Below are 20,746 nucleotides of genomic sequence, written 5' to 3' on the forward strand. Positions count from 1 at the left end.
CCTTACGCCTGCACGCTCAACCCATACTCAGCCGCCGCATCCTGCAACCACAGCCACCAGTAATCGGAAAAGCTGCGGCGGATCACCAGTTCCCAGGTGTCTTCAGCGGTGTGGCGGATCACCAGTTGCGACTTGGCGAACACCGTGCCAACGGCCTTGCCCACCGGGAAGTTGCTTGGGTGTACATCGTAGCTGGTGGATTTCATCAGCACGTCGCGCACGTTAGGGCCGGATAGTTCGAGTATCTGCTGGCCGCCACTGACGTTGACGATCTGGATGTGCAGTTCGCCCAGCGCTTCGCGCAGGTTCTTTTCGGCGGCAAATTCCTCGCCGCTCGGCACTATCAGCAGCCATTCATCCGGGCCCAGCCATTGCAGGCTGGTTTCACCCTTGATGATGATGGCCAGCGCACCCGGCAACTCCAGGCCCAGGGCCTTGTGCACGCCCGCGGCGAACGCCGGATCGTGGCCATCGCCACGAATGGTCAGGTGGCCGAGGAGTTTTTTCTCGCGCACGGTCACGCCGGCGTTCTTGCGGCCCTTGCCCGCCAGGCTGGCGAGGTCGGCATGGTGCAGCGATGACTCGGCCTTGGCCCCGGTGGTGGGGCGTTGTTGGTACACGTTGACTGCGGTCATATGGAGCACCTGTCTGAATGCTGTTGGGTCAAACCCTGTGGTGGCTGTCAGGCCGTCATCGCGAGCAAGCTCGCTCCCACAAGGGTTACACGATCAACTGTGGGAGCGAGCTTGCTCGCGATGAAGCCGACGCGGTATGCCGTTCTCCCACAGGACCTCAAGCCACTAGATATTCTGCCGATCCCCCTTCGGATCGAAGAACACCGAAGAAACGATCTCTGCCTCGATCACCCGACCATCCGCCAGCGGTGCGAAGACTCGCTCGCCGAGGCGCTTCAAGCCGCCCTTGACCACGCCCATCGCAAACGAATAACCCAGGGAGTTATGCGCATAGCTGGAGGTCACGTGGCCGACCATCGACATCGGGATCGCCTGCTTGGGGTTGAACACCAGCTGCGCGCCTTCCGGCAGCCAGACATTCGGGTCGATCGGCTTGAGGCCCACCAGTTGCTTGCGCTCTTCACGCACGCAGTCTTCGCGGTTCATCCCACGCCAGCCGATCCACGAGAACGGCTTGGTCCGGCCGACGCACCAGCCCATGTTCAGGTCGTCCGGGGTCATCGAGCCGTCGGTGTCCTGGCCGACGATGATGAAGCCCTTCTCGGCCCGCAACACGTGCATGGTCTCGGTGCCATACGGGGTCAGGTTGTACTTCTTGCCGGCCTCGACGATCTGTTCGAGCACGCCCATGGCGTAGTCGGCCTGCACGTTGATTTCGTACGACAGCTCACCGGTGAACGAGATGCGGAACACTCGCGCCGGCACGCCGCCTACCAGGCCTTCCTTCCAGGTCATGAACGGGAAGCCGTCCTTGTCCAGGTCGATGTCGGTGACTTCGCTCAGCAGCTTGCGGCTATTGGGCCCCGACAGGGTCATGGTCGCCCAGTGGTCGGTAACCGAGGTGAAATACACCTTCAGGTCCGGCCATTCGGTCTGCTGGTAGATCTCCAGCCATTGCAGTACACGGGCCGCACCGCCAGTGGTGGTGGTCATCAGGAAGTGGTTGTCGGCCAGACAGGCGGTCACGCCGTCGTCGAAGACCATGCCGTCTTCCTTGCACATCAGGCCGTAGCGGGCCTTGCCCACGTCGAGCTTGGTCCAGGCATTGGTGTAAATGCGGTTGAGGAACTCACGGGCATCCGGGCCCTGGATGTCGATCTTGCCCAGGGTCGAGGCGTCCAGCAGACCGACGCTGTCGCGCACGGCCTTGCACTCGCGCTTGACCGCGGCATGCAGGTCTTCGCCGTTCTTCGGGAAGTACCAAGGCCGTTTCCACTGGCCGACGTCTTCGAACTCGGCGCCGTTTTTCACATGCCAGGCATGCAGCGCGGTGAAGCGCACCGGTTCGAAGATGTGCCCGCAGTGCCGACCGGCCACCGCGCCGAAAGTCACCGGCGTGTAGTTCGGACGGAACATGGTGGTGCCCATCTGCGGGATGCTCACGTTCAGCGAGCGGGCCGCGATGGCCAGGCCGTTGACGTTGCCCAGCTTGCCCTGGTCGGTGCCGAAGCCCAGTGCGGTGTAGCGCTTGACGTGTTCCACCGACTCGAAGCCCTCGCGGGTGGCAAGTTCGATGGCGGCGGCGGTGACGTCGTTCTGCAGGTCGACGAATTGCTTCGGCGCCCGTGCGGTGGTTTTTTCATGCGGCACCTGGAACAACGCCAGGGTCGGTTCTTCATGACGGCTCAGGGCCTTGGGCAACACGCCCTCAACAGCCTTGAAACCGGCTTCGCTGGCCGCGCGCACGCCGCCTTCAAAACCGTCGGCCAAGGAATCGCCGAGGCCGTAGACGCCATTCACACCGCCGACGCAAACGCGTTTCTGCGGCGCTTCGCCCGGCACGAAACCGAGGATGTCTTCGCGCCAGATCGGCTTGCCGCCCAGGTGCGAAGCCAGGTGGACCACCGGGCTGTAGCCGCCGGAACTGGCCACCAGGTCGCAGTCCAGCCATTCGCCAGGGCTGGTGACCTTGTGGGCGCGGACGTCGATCGCGGCGACACGTGCACCGGTGACGCGCTTGCTGCCACGGGCTTCGATCACGGCGCTGCCGGTGAGGATGCGGATACCCTTGGCGCGGGCTTCTTCCACCAGCGCACCACGCGGATTGCTGCGGGCATCGGCGACGGCCACCACTTGCAGGCCGGCGTCGAACCAGTCCAGGGCGACGCGATAGGCGTGGTCGTTGTTGGTGCTCAACAGCAGTTTATTGCCCGGCGCCACGCCATAGCGGCGTATGTAGGTAGAAACCGCGCCAGCCAGCATATTGCCCGGCACGTCGTTGTTGCCGTAGACCAGCGGGCGCTCGCAAGCACCAGTCGCCAGCACCACACGCTTGGCGCGAACCCGGTTGATGCGCTGGCGAACCTGGCCGATCGGTGCGCGGTCGCCGAGGTGGTCGGTGAGGCGCTCGTGGATGGTCAGGAAGTTGTGGTCGTGGTAACCGTTCACCGTGGCGCGAGGCAGCAACACCACCTCGGGCATCGAGCGCAGTTCAGCCACCGCCGCCGCGACCCACTCGGTCGCCGGCTTGCCGTCCAGGCTTTCGCGGGAGTCGAGCAGGCTGCCGCCGAATTCTTCCTGCTCATCGGCCAGGATCACTCGCGCACCGCTGCGAGCCGCGGCCAATGCTGCGGCCAGGCCAGCAGGGCCAGCGCCGACGATCAGCACGTCGCAGTGACGATTCATGTAGTCGTAGGTGTCCGGATCGTTCTCGGTCGGCGAGCGACCCAGCCCTGCGGCCTTGCGGATGTACTTCTCGTAAGTCATCCAGAACGATTGCGGGTACATGAAGGTTTTATAGTAGAAGCCCGGCGGCATCAGCTTGCCGCCGACCTTGCCGAGAATCCCCATCATGTCGTTGTTGACGTTCGGCCAGCCGTTGGTGCTGGTGGCGACCAAGCCCTGGTACAGCGCCTGTTGCGTGGCGCGCACGTTCGGGATCTGCGTGGCTTCGGTGGCGCCGATCTGCAGCACCGCGTTCGGCTCTTCTGCACCGGCGGCAAAGATGCCGCGCGGACGGGAATACTTGAAGCTGCGACCAATGATGTCGACACCGTTGGCCAACAGCGCAGCGGCCAGGGAATCGCCCTCGAAGCCTTTGTAGGTCTGGCCGTTGAAGGTGAATGTCAGCACTTTGTTGCGGTCGATCCGTCCGCCGTTGGACAGGCGATTGATCTGGCTCATACCTTCTCTCCCAGAGCCTGCGCGGCCGCTTTCGGACTGTCAGCCTTGTCGGTGAATTGCGGCTTTTGACCGATCTTGTAGGTTTCGAGAATCTCGTAGGTCACGGTGTCACGGGTCGCGTTGAAGTACTGGCGGCAACCGGCGGCATGAATCCACAACTCATGGTGCAGGCCGCGAGGGTTGTCGCGAAAGAACATGTAGTCGCCCCACTCCTCGTCGGTGCAGGCGTTCGGATCCAGCGGACGCGGGATGTGCGCCTGGCCGGATGCGTGGAATTCCTCTTCGGAGCGCAGCTCAAAGCAGTGAGGACAGAAGATGTGCAACATGGGGATTTCTCCTGTTAGTGGGCAACCGCAGCAGCGCCGTGTTCATCGATCAACGCACCGTTGTGGAAACGGTCGATGGAGAAAGGGGCGGCCAATGGGTGCATTTCGCCCTTGGCCAAACTCGCGGCAAACACGTTGCCCGAGCCAGGTGTCGCCTTGAAGCCGCCGGTGCCCCAACCGCAGTTGAAGAACATGTTCGGCACTGGCGTCTTGGAGATGATCGGGCAGGCGTCCGGCGTGGTGTCGACGATGCCGCCCCACTGGCGGTTCATGCGCACCCGCGAGAGCACCGGGAACATCTCGACGATGGCCTGGATGGTGTGCTCGATCACCGGGTACGAGCCACGCTGGCCGTAGCCGTTGTAGCCGTCGATACCGGCGCCGATCACCAGGTCGCCCTTGTCGGACTGGCTGATGTAGCCGTGCACGGCGTTGGACATGATCACGCTGTCGATGATGGGCTTGATCGGCTCGGACACCAGCGCTTGCAGCGGGTGGGATTCGATCGGGAGGCGGAAGCCGGCGAGCTTGGCCATGTGCCCGGAGTTACCGGCAGTGACCACGCCGACGCGCTTGGCGCCAATAAAGCCCTTGTTGGTTTCCACACCGATGCATACGCCGTTTTCCTTGCGGAAACCGATCACTTCGGTCTGCTGGATCAAGTCCACGCCCAAGGCGTCCGCCGCCCGGGCAAAACCCCAGGCCACGGCATCGTGACGGGCCACGCCGCCGCGACGCTGGACGGTGGCGCCCATCACCGGATAACGGGTGTTCTTCGAGCAATCCAGGTATGGGATCTCGTCGGCCACTTGCTTGGCATCGAGCAGTTCGCCGTCCACGCCGTTGAGGCGGTTGGCGCTGACGCGGCGCTCGGAATCACGGATGTCCTGCAAGGTGTGGCACAGGTTGTAGACGCCACGCTGGGAGAACATCACGTTGTAGTTCAGGTCCTGGGACAGGCCTTCCCAGAGTTTCATCGCGTGTTCGTACAGGTGGGCCGATTCGTCCCACAGGTAGTTGGAGCGCACGATGGTGGTGTTGCGCGCAGTGTTACCGCCGCCCAGCCAGCCCTTCTCGACCACGGCCACGTTGGTGATGCCGTGCTCCTTGGCCAGGTAGTAGGCGGTCGCCAGACCATGCCCGCCGCCGCCGACTATAACCACGTCGTAGACCTTTTTCGGGGTCGGCGTGCGCCACATCCGCTGCCAGTTTTCATGATGGCTGAGTGAGTGTTTGAAGAGGCCGAAGCCCGAATAGCGTTGCATAGTCATTTACTCCAAAACCGACTCAGCGATAAACCGGGAAGTCCGCGCACAAGGCCGCCACTTGCTGCGCGACATTGGCCTCGACGTCGGCGTCGCCGAGGTTGTCGAGGATGTCGCAGATCCAGCCGGCCAGCGTGACGCACTGGGTCACCTTGAAGCCGCGAGTGGTCACCGCCGGGGTGCCGATGCGCAGGCCCGAGGTCACGAACGGCGATTGCGGGTCGTTCGGCACGGCGTTCTTGTTGACGGTGATGTGGGCGCGGCCCAGGGCGGCGTCCGCGTCCTTGCCGGTCAGGCCCTGGCGGATCAGGCTGACCAGGAACAGGTGGTTGTCGGTGCCGCCGGACACTACATCGTAGCCGCGCTTGATGAACACGCCCGCCATGGCCTGGGCGTTGTCGATCACTTGCTGCTGGTAAGCCTTGAAGCCCGGCTCCGCCGCTTCCTTGAAGCACACCGCCTTGCCGGCGATGACGTGCATCAGCGGGCCGCCCTGGGCGCCGGGGAATACGGCGGCGTTGAGCTTTTTCTCGATCTCTTCGTTGGCCTTGGCCAGGATCAGGCCGCCGCGTGGGCCGCGCAGGGTCTTGTGGGTAGTGGTGGTGACCACGTCGGCGTACGGCAGCGGGTTCGGGTACAGGCCGGCGGCAACCAGGCCGGCGACGTGGGCCATGTCGACGAACAGCAGCGCACCGACCTTGTCGGCGATCTGGCGAAAGCGTGGGAAATCCAGAGTCTTGGAATAGGCAGAAAAACCGGCCACGATCATCTTCGGCTTGCACTCGACCGCCAGGCGCTCGACTTCGTCGTAGTCGATCAGGCCCGTAGTGGTGTCGATTCCGTATTGCACCGCGTTGTACAGCTTGCCCGAGGACGACACCTTGGCGCCGTGGGTCAGGTGACCGCCGTGGGCCAGGCTCATGCCGAGGATGGTGTCGCCGGCTTGCAGCAAGGCCAGGTACACGGCGCTGTTGGCCGACGAACCGGAATGCGGCTGGACGTTGGCGTAATCGGCGCCGAACAGTTGTTTGGCGCGCTCGATGGCCAGGGCCTCGACCTTGTCGACGTGCTCGCAGCCACCGTAATAGCGCTTGCCCGGGTAACCTTCGGCGTACTTGTTGGTCAGGCCGCTGCCCTGGGCCTGCATCACGCGCTTGCTGGTGTAGTTCTCCGACGCGATCAGTTCGATGTGATCTTCCTGGCGTTGCTCCTCGGCATTCATCGCCGCCAGCAGTGCATCGTCGTAACCCTGGATCTGGTCTTGCTTGCTGAACATCGCGTCTCTCCCAGCGGCGGCAGTGCGCCTTTCGTCTCGGTGAGGCACGGACCGTTTCGGTCGTGCCCTTTGGATGCGATGGTATGGCCGGCGCAGGCAGGTCAAATGCCTATGGACGCCACGCAAAGGTGCGTTTACGACATGGGATCAAATGGAATCGAAGACGGCCCTTGTGGCGAGGGAGCTTGCTCCCGCTGGGCTACGAAGTAGCCCTAAGACCAGACGCCTCGGCACATCAGGTAAATCCGGGGTGGCCTTTTGGGAGGGCTTCGCCCTCCAGCGGGAGCAAGCTCCCTCGCCACGAAGGGTTATGCAATGACCTGGCGGACCGCGAGCAATATAAGGAAATGCCCGGGATACAGCGCATACGCCCAGCGCCGCATGGGCACTGGACGAAAACGCCCCGCCTGTCGCAAAAGCGCCAGCCCAAGCCATGGCGCGATCAGGCAAGCCACCAGCCCCCAGACCGCCACCGTGTCGCCCAGCCATGCCGCGCCATACAACACCCGCCATTGATTGGCCGCCACGCAGACCATTCCCGGTAGCAACACGAAATACCAAGGCCGGCGATACACCAGCAACATCGCCAGCGGCAGCAGCACGCCGTAGAACCCGAACATCAACTGGGACGAGCACAGCGCCGCCAGCAGCAGCGCCGCCACCGCCAGGCATCGCGCCTGCAAGGTGGGGGTTTGCCAACTGCGCGCCACCCACAATCCCAGCACCAGCGTCGGCATCACGTTCAATGTCGTGGGGTTGGGAACGAACAAGCGGTAGGGGATTTCACTGATGGCGCTGAACAGTAACAGCCAGCCCAGGTAACGCCACGGAAGCGAGCTGGCGCCGTTGCGTGCGAGGTTGGCCGCCATCGCCAGGCAGAACCAGGGAAATGCCAAGCGTCCCGGCACATAAAGCCAATCGGCGGAAAAACCAACATATCGCAGATGATCGAGGACCATCGACAACAGTGCCAGCCACTTGAGCAGGTCCAGCGCAGCGTCGCGCTGACTCATGTGTACTGCGGCCCGCTGATTTTGTGATTTTCTGACCGAAACATCCCGTGTGCTCCCTCGCTAATCTTGGGTAAAGTGCGCACCACTATCGACCACGGCGCTGTGGACCCAAACACGCCGAACCATGGAACCCCTCACCCGGGAATTCCACCAGGGATCTCTTACCCAGGACTCTCTATTCAAGGAGCAAGGCCATGACCGACAAGAGCCAACAATTCGCCAGCGACAACTATTCCGGCATTTGCCCCGAAGCCTGGGCGGCCATGGAAGAAGCCAACCAGGGCCACCAGCGCGCCTATGGCGACGATGAATGGACCCACCGCGCGGCGGATGATTTCCGTGCCTTGTTCGAAACCGACTGTGAAGTGTTCTTTGCGTTCAACGGCACTGCCGCCAACTCCCTGGCCCTGTCGTCGTTGTGCCAGAGTTACCACAGCGTGATCTGCTCGGAAACCGCCCACGTCGAAACCGACGAATGCGGTGCGCCGGAATTTTTCTCCAACGGCTCCAAGCTCTTGGTGGCACGCACCGAAAACGGCAAGTTGACTCCCGAGTCGATTCGCGAGATCGCCCTCAAGCGCCAGGACATCCATTATCCCAAGCCGCGCGTGGTGACCCTGACCCAGGCCACGGAAGTCGGCAGCGTCTATACCCCGGAAGAAATCCGCGCCATCAGCGTTACCTGTAAGGAACTGGGTTTGAACCTGCACATGGACGGCGCGCGCTTTTCCAACGCCTGCGCCTTCCTCGGCTGCACCCCGGCCGACCTGACCTGGAAGGCCGGCGTCGACGTGCTGTGCTTCGGCGGCACGAAAAACGGCATGGCGGTGGGCGAAGCGATCCTCTTCTTCAACCACGACCTGGCGGAAGATTTCGACTATCGCTGCAAACAGGCCGGGCAATTGGCCTCGAAGATGCGCTTCCTCTCCGCGCCCTGGGTCGGCCTGCTGCAGAACGACGCCTGGCTCAAGCATGCCCGCCACGCCAACCACTGCGCCCAATTGCTGGCGCAACTGGTCAGCGACATTCCTGGCGTCGAACTGATGTTCCCGGTCCAGGCCAACGGCGTGTTCCTGCAACTCTCGGAACCGGCCATCGCCGCGCTGACCGCCAGGGGCTGGCGCTTCTACACCTTCATCGGCAAGGGCGGCGCACGGTTCATGTGCTCGTGGGATACCGAAGAAGCGCGGGTGCGGGAGTTGGCGGCGGATATTCGGGAAGTGATGAGCGCCTGAGGCAACCACCGATGCATCAAGGCCGTTTGCCCTTTAAAGCTTCAGGGCTTTCGTGGCGAGGGAGCTTGCTCCCGCTCGGCTGCGCAGCAGTCGCCTCCGGTAAGCACGAGCTATCTGATGGATCGCATGGGGCTGCTGCGCAGCCCAGCGGGAGCAAGTTCCCTCGCCACAGGGGGCTCGCTGCGGGTTAAAACTCGATCCGCACATCCCCCTTCGGCACGCTGCAGCACGACAGGATGTAACCCTCGGCCTCGTCATCCTCGGTGATGCCGCCGTTGTGCTCCATCTCCACTTCCCCGCCGAGTTTCATGACCTTGCAGGTGCCGCAGATGCCCATGCCGCAGGCCTTGGGAATCATCAGGCCAAGCTTGGCTGCTGCCGCATGGACGGTTTCGCCCGGTGCCACGCCGATGCTCTTGCCCGACGCGACGAATTCCACCTGATGCAGGTCCGCCTGGTCGACTTCAGGCGCATCCGCCGCCTGTTCGGCCTGCTCCACCGCGTCGGCGCGAGCTTCCGGTGGCGTGGCGCCGAAGGATTCCTCGTGGTAGCGCTTCATGTCGTAGCCGGCCGCTTCCAGCAGGCGCTTGACCGCGCTCATATACGGCGTCGGGCCGCAGCAGAACACTTCGCGCTCAAGGAAATCCGGCACCATCAGTTCCAGCATCTTGTGGTTCAGGTAACCGCGATACCCGGCCCACGGCTCGCCCAAACCATGCTTTTCGCAGATCAGGTGCAAGCTGAAGTTATCGATCCGCGACGCCATGTGCTCCAGCTCACGGTGGTAGATGATGTCCTTGGGCGAGCGGGCGCTATGGACGAAGGTCATGTCGACGTTGGCGTTGGTGTCGTAGAACCAGCGGGCCATGGACATGCATGGCGTGATTCCGACGCCACCGCTGAGGTACAGGACCTTCGGGCTCGGGAAATCGATGGCATTGAACAACCCCACCGGCCCGTGCACCGCCAGTTCCTGGCCTTCGTGCAGCGTGTCGTGCAGCCAGTTGGAGACCTTGCCCCCCGGCACGCGCTTGATGGTCACCGAGAAGCTGTAGGGCACCGACGGCGAACTGGAGATCGTGTAGGAGCGCATGATCGGCTGGCCTTCGATTTCCAACTCCAGGGTGACGAACTGCCCGGGCTTGAAAAAGAACATGATCGGCTGGTCGGCCATAAAGCAAAAGGTGCGCACATCCCAGGTTTCCTGGATGACTTTGACGCAACGAACGATATGTCGGCCATTGGCCCAGGTCTGGGTGGTGACCGGGTTCAGGAAATTGTTGGACATGCTGATCTCCACGGCCGACTGTCGGCCTTCATGATGGCGATTGTGCGCAGGCGCCTGCACCGCCATTTACCTATCTGCGACATTCACATACTTATCGCGACCAGCCCCCAACTACCGGGGCTCGCGCGTCGGGAACAGATTGGGCCATGTCGCCCATGGATAAGGTTGCGCCCCTGCGCGGCCCCACACTCGCCCCAACGGATAAACAATATTTCTGCCTTGCGTAGCACCCTTGATTAGCCACTTTCGCCGGCCACAGAGATGGCCATGAGGATAAAACGATGGACGTCACCACTACCCTGAGCCTGGGCGATCCGCTGGAACCCGCACGCAAGGCCACCGCGCAAATGCTGCAAGAGCGCGAGCGCACCTTTTCGCTGCCGCAGCCGTTCTACTCCGATGAGCGCCTGTTTGATATCGACATGCAGGAAATCTTTCAGAAGGAATGGTTGATCGCCGGCATGACCTGCGAAATCCCGGCCAAGGGCAACTACCTGACGCTGCAGGTCGGCAAGAACCCGATCATCGTGATTCGCGGCGCAGAAGGCGTGGTGCACGCGTTCCATAACGTCTGCCGCCACCGTGGCTCGCGGTTGTGCACCAGCGACAAGGGCAAGGTCGCCAAGCTGGTCTGCCATTACCACCAGTGGACCTACGAACTGGACGGTCGCCTGCTGTTCGCCGGCACCGAGATGGGTGCCGACTTCGACATGAAGCAGTACGGCCTCAAGCCGGTGAGCGTGAAGACCGCCGGCGGCTACATCTTCATCAGCCTGGCCGAGAATCCGCCGGCCATCGATGATTTCCTGTCGACCCTGAACCACTATATGGAACCCTACGACATGGAAAATACCAAGGTGGCGGTGCAAACCACCTTGATGGAAAAGGCCAACTGGAAACTGGTGCTGGAAAACAACCGCGAGTGCTACCACTGCAACGCCTCGCACCCCGAACTGCTCAAGACCCTGCTGGAATGGGACGACGTCACCGATCCGCGGGCCGACCAGGCGTTCAAGGACCACGTGGCCGCTTCCGCCGCCGCTTGGGATGCCGAGAAGATCCCTTACGCCCACGCCAGCTTCGGCCTGCGCAACCGCATCGTACGCATGCCGCTGCTCAAGGGCACCGTGTCGATGACGATGGACGGCAAGCAGGGCTGCGCCAAACTGATGGGCCGCATCAAGAACCCGGACCTGGGCTCGATGCGCATCCTGCACCTGCCTCACTCGTGGAACCACTGCATGGGCGACCACATCATCGTCTTCACGGTGTGGCCGATCAGCGCCCAGGAAACCATGGTCACCACCAAATGGCTGGTGCACAAGGACGCGGTCGAAGGCGTGGACTATGACGTGGAGCGCATGCGCCAGGTCTGGGACGCCACCAACGACCAGGACCGTCGCCTGGCCGAAGAAAACCAGCGCGGCATCAACTCCACCGCCTACCAGCCGGGCCCGTACTCGAAGACTTACGAATTCGGCGTGGTGAACTTCGTCGACTGGTACAGCGAGCGCATGCTCAACAACCTCGGGGCCGAGCCGGCGCCGTACCTCAAGGGCGTTCCGGTCCAGGGCTGACAAATGCGCCGAACCCCGCCGGTATCGCAAGGTACCGCGGGGTCACGGTCGCTCGATCTTCATGCTCGAAACCTTGCCATCCAGTTGGTTTTTCGCGCCGCCGCGGATAATGCGCCATGCGCCTGCGTTGTGGCTTTTTTCGAAGCTGCCCACCACCACCGGCTGGGTGATATCCGTTAAAACCTCGATCCGCGCCCATCCCTGGTTCTCTTTCTGATCCTTGTTGCCGTACACCCAGAACCGGGTGCCGGCCTTGGCCTTCAGAATTTTCGCCGAGCGCGCTTCATCGTTGTCGCAGCTACCGCCAAAGTTGAAGCTGCTGCTGCCTCCGAGACTCACGGTGCATACCACGTTCTGCCTGGCGGAGTTGCCCTCATACAATACAACGCTTGCATCGGAAAAATTCGTCGGTGTTGTTCCGGTTATAACGCGCGATACTTTCCCGTCCAGGCCATTGTTACGTACATAAACCACTTTCAAGTCTGCACTTTCATAACTTTTTTCGAACGTATCGACAACGACCGATTCGTTTAACCCGATATCACGTTTGATATCGATGACTGCGTAGTCGTCCTGCTTGCTGGCCGCGGGCGAGTCATAGACGGAAATCCGCGTGCCCTTGGCGATGCCACGCAACTTCAATGAACGGGCCTCATCGTTTTCACAACCGCGCCCAGGCAGGCGCAGGTTATGGTGCTGCCCGGCGGGAATGACACACGTAGTATCACCGGTGGGGTCGGCGCGGTTTTTCTCATGGAAATAAAATCCGCCCTGGGTCAACGCGGCGGCATAGGCAAACGCGTCGCCGGTCTGGTTGAAGTCGATCGCCAGAAAGTTTGGCGCGGTGCGCCTGCCCAGCGCGGCTGCGCAATAGTTGTCCACGCGTCGCTCAAGCCAGGTCAGGTTGTTGTCCGCATCAGCGGCATGGGCCGCGGTCGAACCCCAGGCATGGAACTGATTCATGATGAACAGTCTTGGCCACCGCTCAAATCCACCGGCACCTACGCTCGAAGAGTAGGTGCGCCAGCGCGACGGGCAGCTCCAGTCATGTTTGAAAATGCTGGTGCCCAGCTCCCAGTGATTCTGCTTTTCCCATAAGCTGTCTTTTAACAGGTTGACGGTCTTGCCTCTGATCCGATAGCCGCCCTCGTGCCTGTCCGTGAGGATAACCAGCCGTCTGCCGCTGCGAATCATCTGCTCCAGTGTTGGCCAGTTCGAGGTGCCCGCATAGGGGGCGGGGTCAAATACCCAATCCTCAAGGCCCGGCACTCGCTCCAGCGCATTTTGCAGCGTCGCCCTATCCACATAGTTCTCCAGTGTCAGGGTTACAACAGCGTTCGGATTACCGCGTAGAAACGGCAAGAAGACCTTGTTCAATGCATCGGTAAACTTCTTGTCCCTACGGACATCACAGGTGCCTTTCTCGGTGGTATGACACAAGTAGACGTCCTTCGACCCCAAATTGCCTGGGTGCAGGTCCAGCATGAAGCCACGCACGCCACGATCGAGTTGGGTGCGCTTGTCGTCCTGATAACCGTTGTGGGCGGTCACCCAAGTGTATTCATTAAAGGGTTTTTTAAAATTACTGATGCCCGGCGCCGTTTCCGCAGCATGGGCCAAGGATGCAGTGACCGCTGACGAGCTTAATAAGCCCAACAGCAAGGCTGCTTTTTTGAAGTCAAACATAGATTAATCTTCCCTGATGAGCACCGCACTTTGATTAGTGCTGAAAGCGCATTAACCGAAAAATCAGATCGGTCGTACAGGGTGAATTTTTTTCCTGATATTTATGTGATTTTCATGACAACAAAAAATGCGCTCAGGAGCGCATTTTGAACTAACGAATATCCGGCTAACTTGAGCGCCAACGCACTTCGCCATTCTCGCTGATAAATTCCTCGACGATACTTTCACCCACCAGCCGAAGTTTCACGTAGCCGTTCAACACCCGCTCCGGATACGCCTCGTCCCCCGCCAACTGTGTTTCCGACCACAACACCCGAGGATGCCCGTTCAACTCGCTGGTGGTGCCGTAGGGAATCGCTCCGTGCCCGACGCAACGCGCCTGCAGCCCGCCTTGCGGCGCGTAGCAGATACCGTTGTGCAAATGGCCCCAATACCAGTAATCCGGCTCACGCCCCAGAGCATCGCATACCGGTTGGTAGAGGGCGGTCTTGTGGTGCCCGGAAATGTCAAAACCCTGGTGATGACTGAGCACCATAAGCTTCTTGCGCTTGGGCAGGCTTTTCATCCACTCGATCTGTTGCGTGTTGAGCGTACCGTCCATGTACAGGTTCATGGCATCCGAGGCATAGGCGCTGTCCAGGCCAACCACCAGCCAGTCATCGTTGTACAAGGCAAAGTAGCTCGTGCCTTGCTGCACCGGAAAGCGCTTGGCCAGTTCCTTGAAATAACCGTGGGCGCCGCTGTACATCTCGTGATTGGAATTGAGCGTGAACGAGCCGTGCCTGCCCTGCGGCCAGCCGACCATGTCGACGTCTTCCTGGGAATGGGTGCCGGCGTAATACACGTCGCCCAAGTGGATGGTGAAATCGGCCTGGGCCAGTTGCATCTGGTTGGCGACCGCCACGGCGGGTGCGTGACTGTCGAACGGGCCGGTGCCCCAGTCGCCAGCGATGGCCAGCACCACGTCGTTGTCCATTTTGACCAGCGCCGGGGTGGTAGCGAACGGTGCGTGGTGGCGCAGGTTCTCGATCCACTTGAGCAGCGCCTCGCTCCACAACAGGTCCAGCAGTTCCCATTTGCGGCAGCCGAGCAAGGTGCCGTCCTTGAGCACTCGGGTTGGCAGTTCCTCTTCCTTTTGCGGCAAAGGCGTGGCGTTGCCGATTTTCAGAATCGACAGGCCGTGGGCCAGTTCCCATGGCACGGCCGGCTCATCGTCGGGCAAATCACCATGATCAATGACATGCCGGGCTTGAGCGTGACCACGCTCCAGCAGCTTGACGATGGCCTGAAACTCCTCTGGCTCCAGGTCGTTGACGAGTTTTTTCCAGGACATTTCCAGCCGCGTGACCAAGCCGTGCAGGCGGACCTTGACCTTGTCGAACTCATGTTCCCAATGGTGCAGTAATGACATGTCAACGCTCCTTCGTTATGCCCTGGGCTACAGGGTCTTCATGAATTCGATCAGGGCCCGTTTGTCGACGTCCGACAGCTGCGTGCCGTACAGGTGGCCGCCGTTGTGGTTGCCTTCGAGCCGCGTGTCGTACTTGAAATCCGCCGACGCCTTCATCTGCGCGCCGCTGGTGACGAAGCCAACCTTCTGCGGGTCGTAGATATCCGAGCCGGTGTAGAACACTTGTGGACGCTGTTCTGGCGCTTGCAGCAGATCCCACAGGGTCGGCACCGAACCATTGTGCAAGTACGGCGCCCGCAGCCAGATGCCGTCGGTGGGCGTGTTGCTGTAGCTCTGGGTCTTGCGATAGGCGCCAAAGTCGAACGGCGCTTTCTTGAAGCCATGGAACGCCGTCACCAGCCCGGTGGTGAAGGAGTTCAGCCGATGGGGATCGGTGCCCAACTGGTCGATGTTGGTGGTGACCTGGCCGGTGTCGCTGCGGCCGAAGTCGTGGCAACCGGCACAGTTCTGCTCCCAGATCGGTTTGCCCTGGGCGACTTTCGCCTGATCCAGGGCGAACGGCCAGGCCGGTGGTTTGTGGCCCAGCAACCAGTTGGTCACCCGGTTGAAGCTCGGCGGCAGCACCGATTCCGGCGTCGCGCCCACGGCCATGGCTGCGGCGTAGTTGCGTTCGTGGATCTTGTTGTTATTGCCGTCCCAGTGCAGGTACATGGACTCGCGGGGTTTCTGGTTCCACACCTGCGGCAAGTCCACGGTGCCGATGGTGGAGTCATCCGGGAAGCCGAAGACCACCATCTTGGTCGGGTTGAACGTGTCGGTCCGCCCCGGTCCCTGGGCCGGACGCAGCTTCTGCCAGGCGTACGCCTGTTTCTGCTTGAGCAGCGCACTCTTGGCCATCGGAATGATCAGGTAGCGGTTATAGAGCTTTTCGAAGAACCCCAGCTGGAACTTGCCGTTGATCGCCGCCATCACCGCATCCGGGGTGAATTTCGGATCGCTGGCACACTCGTAGGCGAACCACTGGAAGGCTTGCAATTGCAGGGTATTGGCCGGCGCGGCGGCGACCGGCACCGCTACGTCAGTGGCATTGGCCCGGTAGGAACCGGTGTGGCACAGCGCGCAGTTGGGCTCCACCGTGGGGTAACCGAGCTGCCGCTTGGCCATGCCGATGGGCAAGTCGTTGCCGTTTTCATAGAGGAAGCCGAACACCTCATAACCGCCTGGCTTGGGCAGTTTTTCCGGGCACATCTGTGGCAGCACGGCGAACAGGTAGTAGGGAATCCGCGCTTCGATGCCCAGGCCGATGGCGGCGTATTTGTAATGATCTTCGTCGGAGGCGAAGTCCGGCTGCGGCACCTCGCGGATCATCTGATACCAGGTCTGGTAGCCGACGAAGCCAAGCACCAGCAGCACAATCAGCGCGCCTACCTTGAAGCCATGGCTTTGCCAGCGATGTGCCCAGCCTTCACACCATTCGCGCCAACCGGCCCGGAGCAAGGCCAGCGGACGATTGGCCGCCGGGCTGCCCAGATACAACAGCACGCCCAGGATCAGGAACATGCTCAGGTCGCCCATCAACATTGGCACGAACAGTTGGCCCTGGTTGTTGGTGTTGATCAGGTAGATCCAGAACACCACCGCCACCAGACGCGACAGCACGCATAACCACGAATGCACCACGAAACGCGGCGCGTTGAACCCCGAAGGCATGTAGAACAGGCTGATCCCCACCAGCAACATGCCGGCGTTTTCCAGCCAGGGATCGGACAGCACCGGCGGCAGGCCAAGCATGGAGGTCAGCAACGCCGGCGCGAACAGCGCCGGGATCGCGAAGACCATGTTCATGACGATTCCGATCCAGATGATGCGTTGGAACCAGCGGATACAAGTGTTCATGGCATCCTTTTCCTATTCCTGACTCACCACAAAACCCATGTGGCGAGGGAGCTTGCTCCCGCTGGGCCGCGTAGCGGCCCCCAAGACTTCAAAAAGCGACGACTGCTTCGCAGCCGAGCGGGAGCAAGCTCCCTCGCCACGGGATAGTCATACTTCAACCGAGCGCCGTTTTCTCCAAGTGCCCGAGGATGATCGGATACACATCCACCACCGCGTCCTTGCCGAACATGCAGTCGATGTGGCCGTAGCCGGGGACCTCATGACGGCTGAACAACTGCGGACCGTGCATCTCGCACAACCGTTCGTAGGTCTTGAGGGTGCTCTGCGGCAAGTAGCACTGGTTGTCGGCGCCGCTAATGAAGCAGATCGGCAACTTCAACCGATCGAAATGCGGCATGTAGACGTCGTTGCCGTTGAAGTCCACCAGGTGCCCCTTGCGCACGATCAGCGCCAGGTGCTCGAAGGTCTGGATGTTCGACTCGCCGAACAATTCATGCAGATTGTCGTGCAGGGTTTCATTGAGGGTGTCGTGGCGGTACAGCGACGCATACATGAACGTGATGCGGTGGCAGACCGGATTGGTGCAGTAGCCCTGGGCCTCGATCCGGGCGTAGCCGTTGAGGGCCTTGTCGTAGAGTTTGTTGAACCAGCTTTCCTTAGTGTCGGCATAGGCCGTCATGGACTTGATGCCGATGGCATCGAGCATCCCCGGCAAATGCAAACCGGCCTTCAACCCGGTGGCGGTGGCGACCACCGTGTCGGCGGCGATCTGCGAGCAGACCACCGAGCGCACGCCCTGCAAGCCCGCCAGCATCGACATGAAGAACGTCGTCGCGCCGTAGCAATGCACCAGGCATTGCACGTCACGGGCCAGGGTCGCCTGTTGGATCTGCTCGATGGCGGCCTTGAAGTCGTACTGGGCCACCTGGTCGCCGTTCCATTCGTTTTTGCTCGCCGGCAGCAGGATACTCACCCGCAAATCCAGCAGCCAGACGTCATACTCGTGCTTGCACAGGTACTCCAACAGGTTGGTGTGAATGGTGTCGGTGGAAAAGATATTCGAGCCCACGCCCAGGCCATGGACCAGCATCACCGGGCCCTTGCTGCCTGCCTGGTAGCGCGTCAGGCGCAGCTCGACGTGGTCTTCGGTCTGGAAGAAATGCACCACCGGGGCCGGTGCATCCAGCGGCCGTTTCAAGCGCGACGGCGCGTCCGGATTGAAATAGACGTCCCCGGCGAACACCCCGCCGTAGCTCTCCCACAGGATGCCCGCGAAAAACTTGCCGAATCGCGCAAGCGCCTCCACCCGCTCACGCTCGTTGCGAGCGTTGAGCACTTTCATGGTGGTCATCTGCTTGGCGAAATCAGCCGGGAGGATGTGCATCACCCCCGATCCGAGCACCGCACCAGTCTTGTCCGACCCGCGATAGAGCGTGACGTAAAGGGTGCTGGTGTCGTGCCAGATGTTCAGCACGCCGTTGTCCTCCGGCACGGTCTTGAACGCACTGAAGAAATAGTCGCTGCCGTCTTCAGCGGTCAGTTTCATGTCGTAGTTCATGTGCCGCACCCCGACTTGATCCTGATACTGCTCGAACAGGTTGAACACGCCGTTGCTGGCGACCAACGGCTTCGCCGACAGCAGGGGGGCATCGAGGGTACCCACCAGGGTCGCAGCGTGCTCCGGCTCCTTGATCAAACGATCAAGGTCGGCAGCGGTGATGGTCAGCGTAAATTCGATGGGCGAGTTGTCCGCCTTGCCGCGCTTGGCAGCTTCCTCGTAAAGCGGCAGGTCGGTGCCCTGGGTTTGGGTGAAGGCGCTGGAAAAATAACCCTTCATGGTTTCGGTGAACTGCACACCGAGGGTCGGCGCCGCCACCGGTTTGCGCGGGGCCGACGGCAGCGTGTAATCGATCAGCCAACCGCGATCTGCGGCCAGCAGGCCCATGTTGCGTTCACTCACCGCTGAAATGGTCAGCAGCGGATTGACCGCCAGGGACGTCGGGATCACCGAGCCGTCCGTCACGTACAGGCCTGGGTAGACGTCGGTGCCGCTGGCGCCACTGAACACCTGGCCCTTGTGATTGACCACGCCCTGGGCGGCGTCCTCGCCCATCACGCAACCGCCCAGTGGATGGACCGAGACAATGCTGTGCTTGAGCAGCTTGGTCCAGATCGGGTTTTCGACCCAGATCCCGCCCAGGGCCTTGGTGCTCTGGTGCAGACGCTCGTTGCCGAGGGTGACGTTTTCCTGCTCGCCGACGCCGGACCAGTCGATGCGCAACTGGTCCTTGTTGTCGAGGACCATGCGGCCCTTGCCGTTGTCATGGCTCATGATCAGGTAGGTCTGCATGTTATGCAGCGCGCCGTAGTACGGCCCGCGCAGGAAGCTTTCGGCTTCGCGCCCCTTGTACCTGAGGGCGGCACCAAAACCGGTGTCGGTGGGCACGCCGATCATCTCGGCGAACGCCGCCATGCTCGGCACCATGGCCCGGCCGAGGGCGCCGGGGATCGAACCTTCTTCGATGACCATGCGGCTGCGCCAGTCGCCTTCGGTGCGCATGTCGATCACCGAGGTGATGCACGGCCCCACCGGCTCCAGCTCCTTGGCCGAATGAGCGCCAAAACCGATGCCGTTGATGACTTGGTCGCAGTTGTGGCCGAAGCCGAGGATGTCACCGTTGCCACTCATGTTCTCGCCCAACTGGGGAGACATCGACAGGCCCTTGTCTCGCGAGCGCAACATGATCTCGGTGGAGCCCAGGGTGCCGGCGGACACCACCACGATATCGGCGCGCACGAACAGCGTTGGCGCCGAGAACATTTCGCGACCACTGTCCAGGTACTGGAAATGCACGATCCAGCCGTCGCCATCGCGCTCCAGGTGCCGCACCTCAGCCTGGCAGAAAATCTCTGTGCCATGGTTCCAGGCGTCCGGCAGATAATTCATCAGCGTGGTGTTCTTGGCCTTGTTGTTACAGCCCGAGACGCAGTCGCCACAGCCATTGCACGGCAACTGCTCGACGCCGACGTGGTTGAGGTTGTTCGGCAACTTGTCGAAAGTCACGTTGATCGGCGGCTTGTAGAAATGCGCGCCCTGCTTGAGGTAATCAGCGGACTTCTTATGGGCGTCGAGCTTGGGCAGGTTCGGCAAGGACGCCGGATACGGGTTGGGCTTGAGCATTTCCCGAGCCCGCGCGTAGCCGTCCTGGAGCAGCGTGTCGCGGTGCTCACGCATCGCCAGCGGCCAGCGCGGGTCCTCGAACACGCCGGGCTCGGCTTCCAGGGCGACGTTGGCGTTGATCAGTGACGTGCCGCCCAGGCCACACCCGACCACCACATTCTGCTGGGCGTTGACGTGCAGGTCGAACAGCCCGGTGCGCGAACCGATGTGGCCGTCGGGGTCGTGCACCTGCAACTCCTCGGTGGCAGCGAGCAACGTATTGGGGTATTCGCCCGGCTGGATTTCCCGGCCACGTTCCAGCAGGCAGACCTTGCGCCCGGCCCGGGACAGGCGCGACGCAGCAATGCCGCCGCCGTAGCCGGAACCGATGACGATCACGTCGTAGTGTTCCTTGATTTCACTGATGGGGGTCGATATCCGTGTCATGTTCAAGTCCTCTCAGGCAGAAGGGGCAACTCTGCGGTTGCCTGTAGTTCCAGGCGCACGAACGCCTGGCCGCTATCCCGTATGGGTTGGAGCGGCAGTCAACGGTGTTGATGGGAGGGAACCTCAGGCGCTATAGGCGTGCACGCTGATTGGCGGCACGCCGACCGTTGCGCCGGGGTAACGAGGTCATAGGGGTGGGGATGCACGTCGGGGTTGAAGCGGGATATAAATTGGGGGGCTTGCTATCCATCATGCGTTCTCCCTGAACCGGCATGGATAAAGTCGCGCTGTCCTTGTGCCATGAGTGAAGACAGGCGACACCCATACGTCAAGGCGGTTCCTTAGAAC

13 protein-coding genes are annotated in these 20,746 nt (G+C 61.6%); 2 read left to right on the plus strand and 11 right to left on the minus strand.

Features of this window, described 5'->3' with window-relative positions; all coding sequences use genetic code 11:
• Positions 1 to 2: 2 nt before the first annotated feature.
• The 6 genes from J3P91_RS25260 to J3P91_RS25285 all read right to left on the minus strand — a co-directional run bounded on the left by J3P91_RS25260 (position 3) and on the right by J3P91_RS25285 (position 7,698).
• On the minus strand, positions 3 to 635 hold the full coding sequence (locus J3P91_RS25260) for a sarcosine oxidase subunit gamma (protein WP_434602063.1): 633 nt from the start codon (positions 633 to 635) through the stop codon (positions 3 to 5).
• 165 nt (positions 636 to 800) lie between these two features.
• A complete protein-coding gene (locus J3P91_RS25265; protein ID WP_434602064.1) occupies positions 801 to 3,818 on the minus strand; it encodes a sarcosine oxidase subunit alpha in 3,018 nt (1,005 codons plus the stop codon).
• Entirely contained in the window at positions 3,815 to 4,144 is a 330-nt protein-coding gene (locus J3P91_RS25270; protein WP_434602065.1) for a sarcosine oxidase subunit delta, read from the minus strand. Before J3P91_RS25270 ends, J3P91_RS25265 begins: the two co-directional genes overlap by 4 nt.
• A 14-nt stretch (positions 4,145 to 4,158) precedes the next feature.
• Complete coding sequence (locus J3P91_RS25275) at positions 4,159 to 5,409, minus strand: sarcosine oxidase subunit beta (RefSeq protein ID WP_007980419.1); 1,251 nt, start codon at positions 5,407 to 5,409, stop codon at positions 4,159 to 4,161.
• A 22-nt stretch (positions 5,410 to 5,431) separates the two neighbouring features.
• Positions 5,432 to 6,685 carry a serine hydroxymethyltransferase gene (gene glyA / locus J3P91_RS25280; RefSeq protein WP_030139294.1) on the minus strand — a complete coding sequence of 418 codons (1,254 nt, stop codon included), beginning with the start codon at positions 6,683 to 6,685 and terminating at the stop codon, positions 5,432 to 5,434.
• A gap of 308 nt (positions 6,686 to 6,993) precedes the next feature.
• Positions 6,994 to 7,698, minus strand: a complete 705-nt coding sequence (locus J3P91_RS25285; RefSeq protein ID WP_434602066.1) for a TraX family protein — start codon at positions 7,696 to 7,698, stop codon at positions 6,994 to 6,996.
• 194 nt (positions 7,699 to 7,892) lie between these two features.
• Here J3P91_RS25285 and J3P91_RS25290 point away from each other — a divergent pair, with 194 nt between their 5' ends.
• The gene (locus tag J3P91_RS25290; protein ID WP_434571307.1) at positions 7,893 to 8,933 is read left to right on the plus strand and encodes a low specificity L-threonine aldolase; all 1,041 of its coding nucleotides are present in this window, start codon (positions 7,893 to 7,895) and stop codon (positions 8,931 to 8,933) included.
• Positions 8,934 to 9,120: 187 nt separating this feature from the next.
• Here J3P91_RS25290 and gbcB read toward each other — a convergent pair whose 3' ends face one another.
• Positions 9,121 to 10,221, minus strand: coding sequence for a glycine-betaine demethylase subunit GbcB (gene gbcB, locus J3P91_RS25295; RefSeq protein WP_434571306.1), 1,101 nt, complete (start codon positions 10,219 to 10,221; stop codon positions 9,121 to 9,123).
• A gap of 281 nt (positions 10,222 to 10,502) precedes the next feature.
• Here gbcB and gbcA point away from each other — a divergent pair, with 281 nt between their 5' ends.
• Complete coding sequence (gene gbcA / locus J3P91_RS25300; protein WP_434602067.1) at positions 10,503 to 11,798, plus strand: glycine-betaine demethylase subunit GbcA; 1,296 nt, start codon at positions 10,503 to 10,505, stop codon at positions 11,796 to 11,798.
• 42 nt (positions 11,799 to 11,840) lie between these two features.
• On the opposite strand, the gene J3P91_RS25305 is transcribed toward gbcA, so the two are convergent.
• From J3P91_RS25305 to J3P91_RS25320, 4 genes are all read right to left on the minus strand, one after another.
• Positions 11,841 to 13,484, minus strand: a complete 1,644-nt coding sequence (locus tag J3P91_RS25305; protein WP_434602068.1) for a hypothetical protein — start codon at positions 13,482 to 13,484, stop codon at positions 11,841 to 11,843.
• Between the two features lie 166 nt (positions 13,485 to 13,650).
• The gene (locus J3P91_RS25310; RefSeq protein WP_434602069.1) at positions 13,651 to 14,895 is read right to left on the minus strand and encodes a metallophosphoesterase; all 1,245 of its coding nucleotides are present in this window, start codon (positions 14,893 to 14,895) and stop codon (positions 13,651 to 13,653) included.
• A gap of 27 nt (positions 14,896 to 14,922) precedes the next feature.
• A complete protein-coding gene (locus J3P91_RS25315; protein WP_434602070.1) occupies positions 14,923 to 16,791 on the minus strand; it encodes a hypothetical protein in 1,869 nt (622 codons plus the stop codon).
• A 154-nt stretch (positions 16,792 to 16,945) separates the two neighbouring features.
• Positions 16,946 to 20,398, minus strand: a complete 3,453-nt coding sequence (locus J3P91_RS25320) for a GMC oxidoreductase (protein WP_434602071.1) — start codon at positions 20,396 to 20,398, stop codon at positions 16,946 to 16,948.
• Positions 20,399 to 20,746: the final 348 nt, after the last annotated feature.

This window comes from Pseudomonas sp. Z4-7 (assembly GCF_051131965.1).
Classification (GTDB): Bacteria; Pseudomonadota; Gammaproteobacteria; order Pseudomonadales; family Pseudomonadaceae; genus Aquipseudomonas.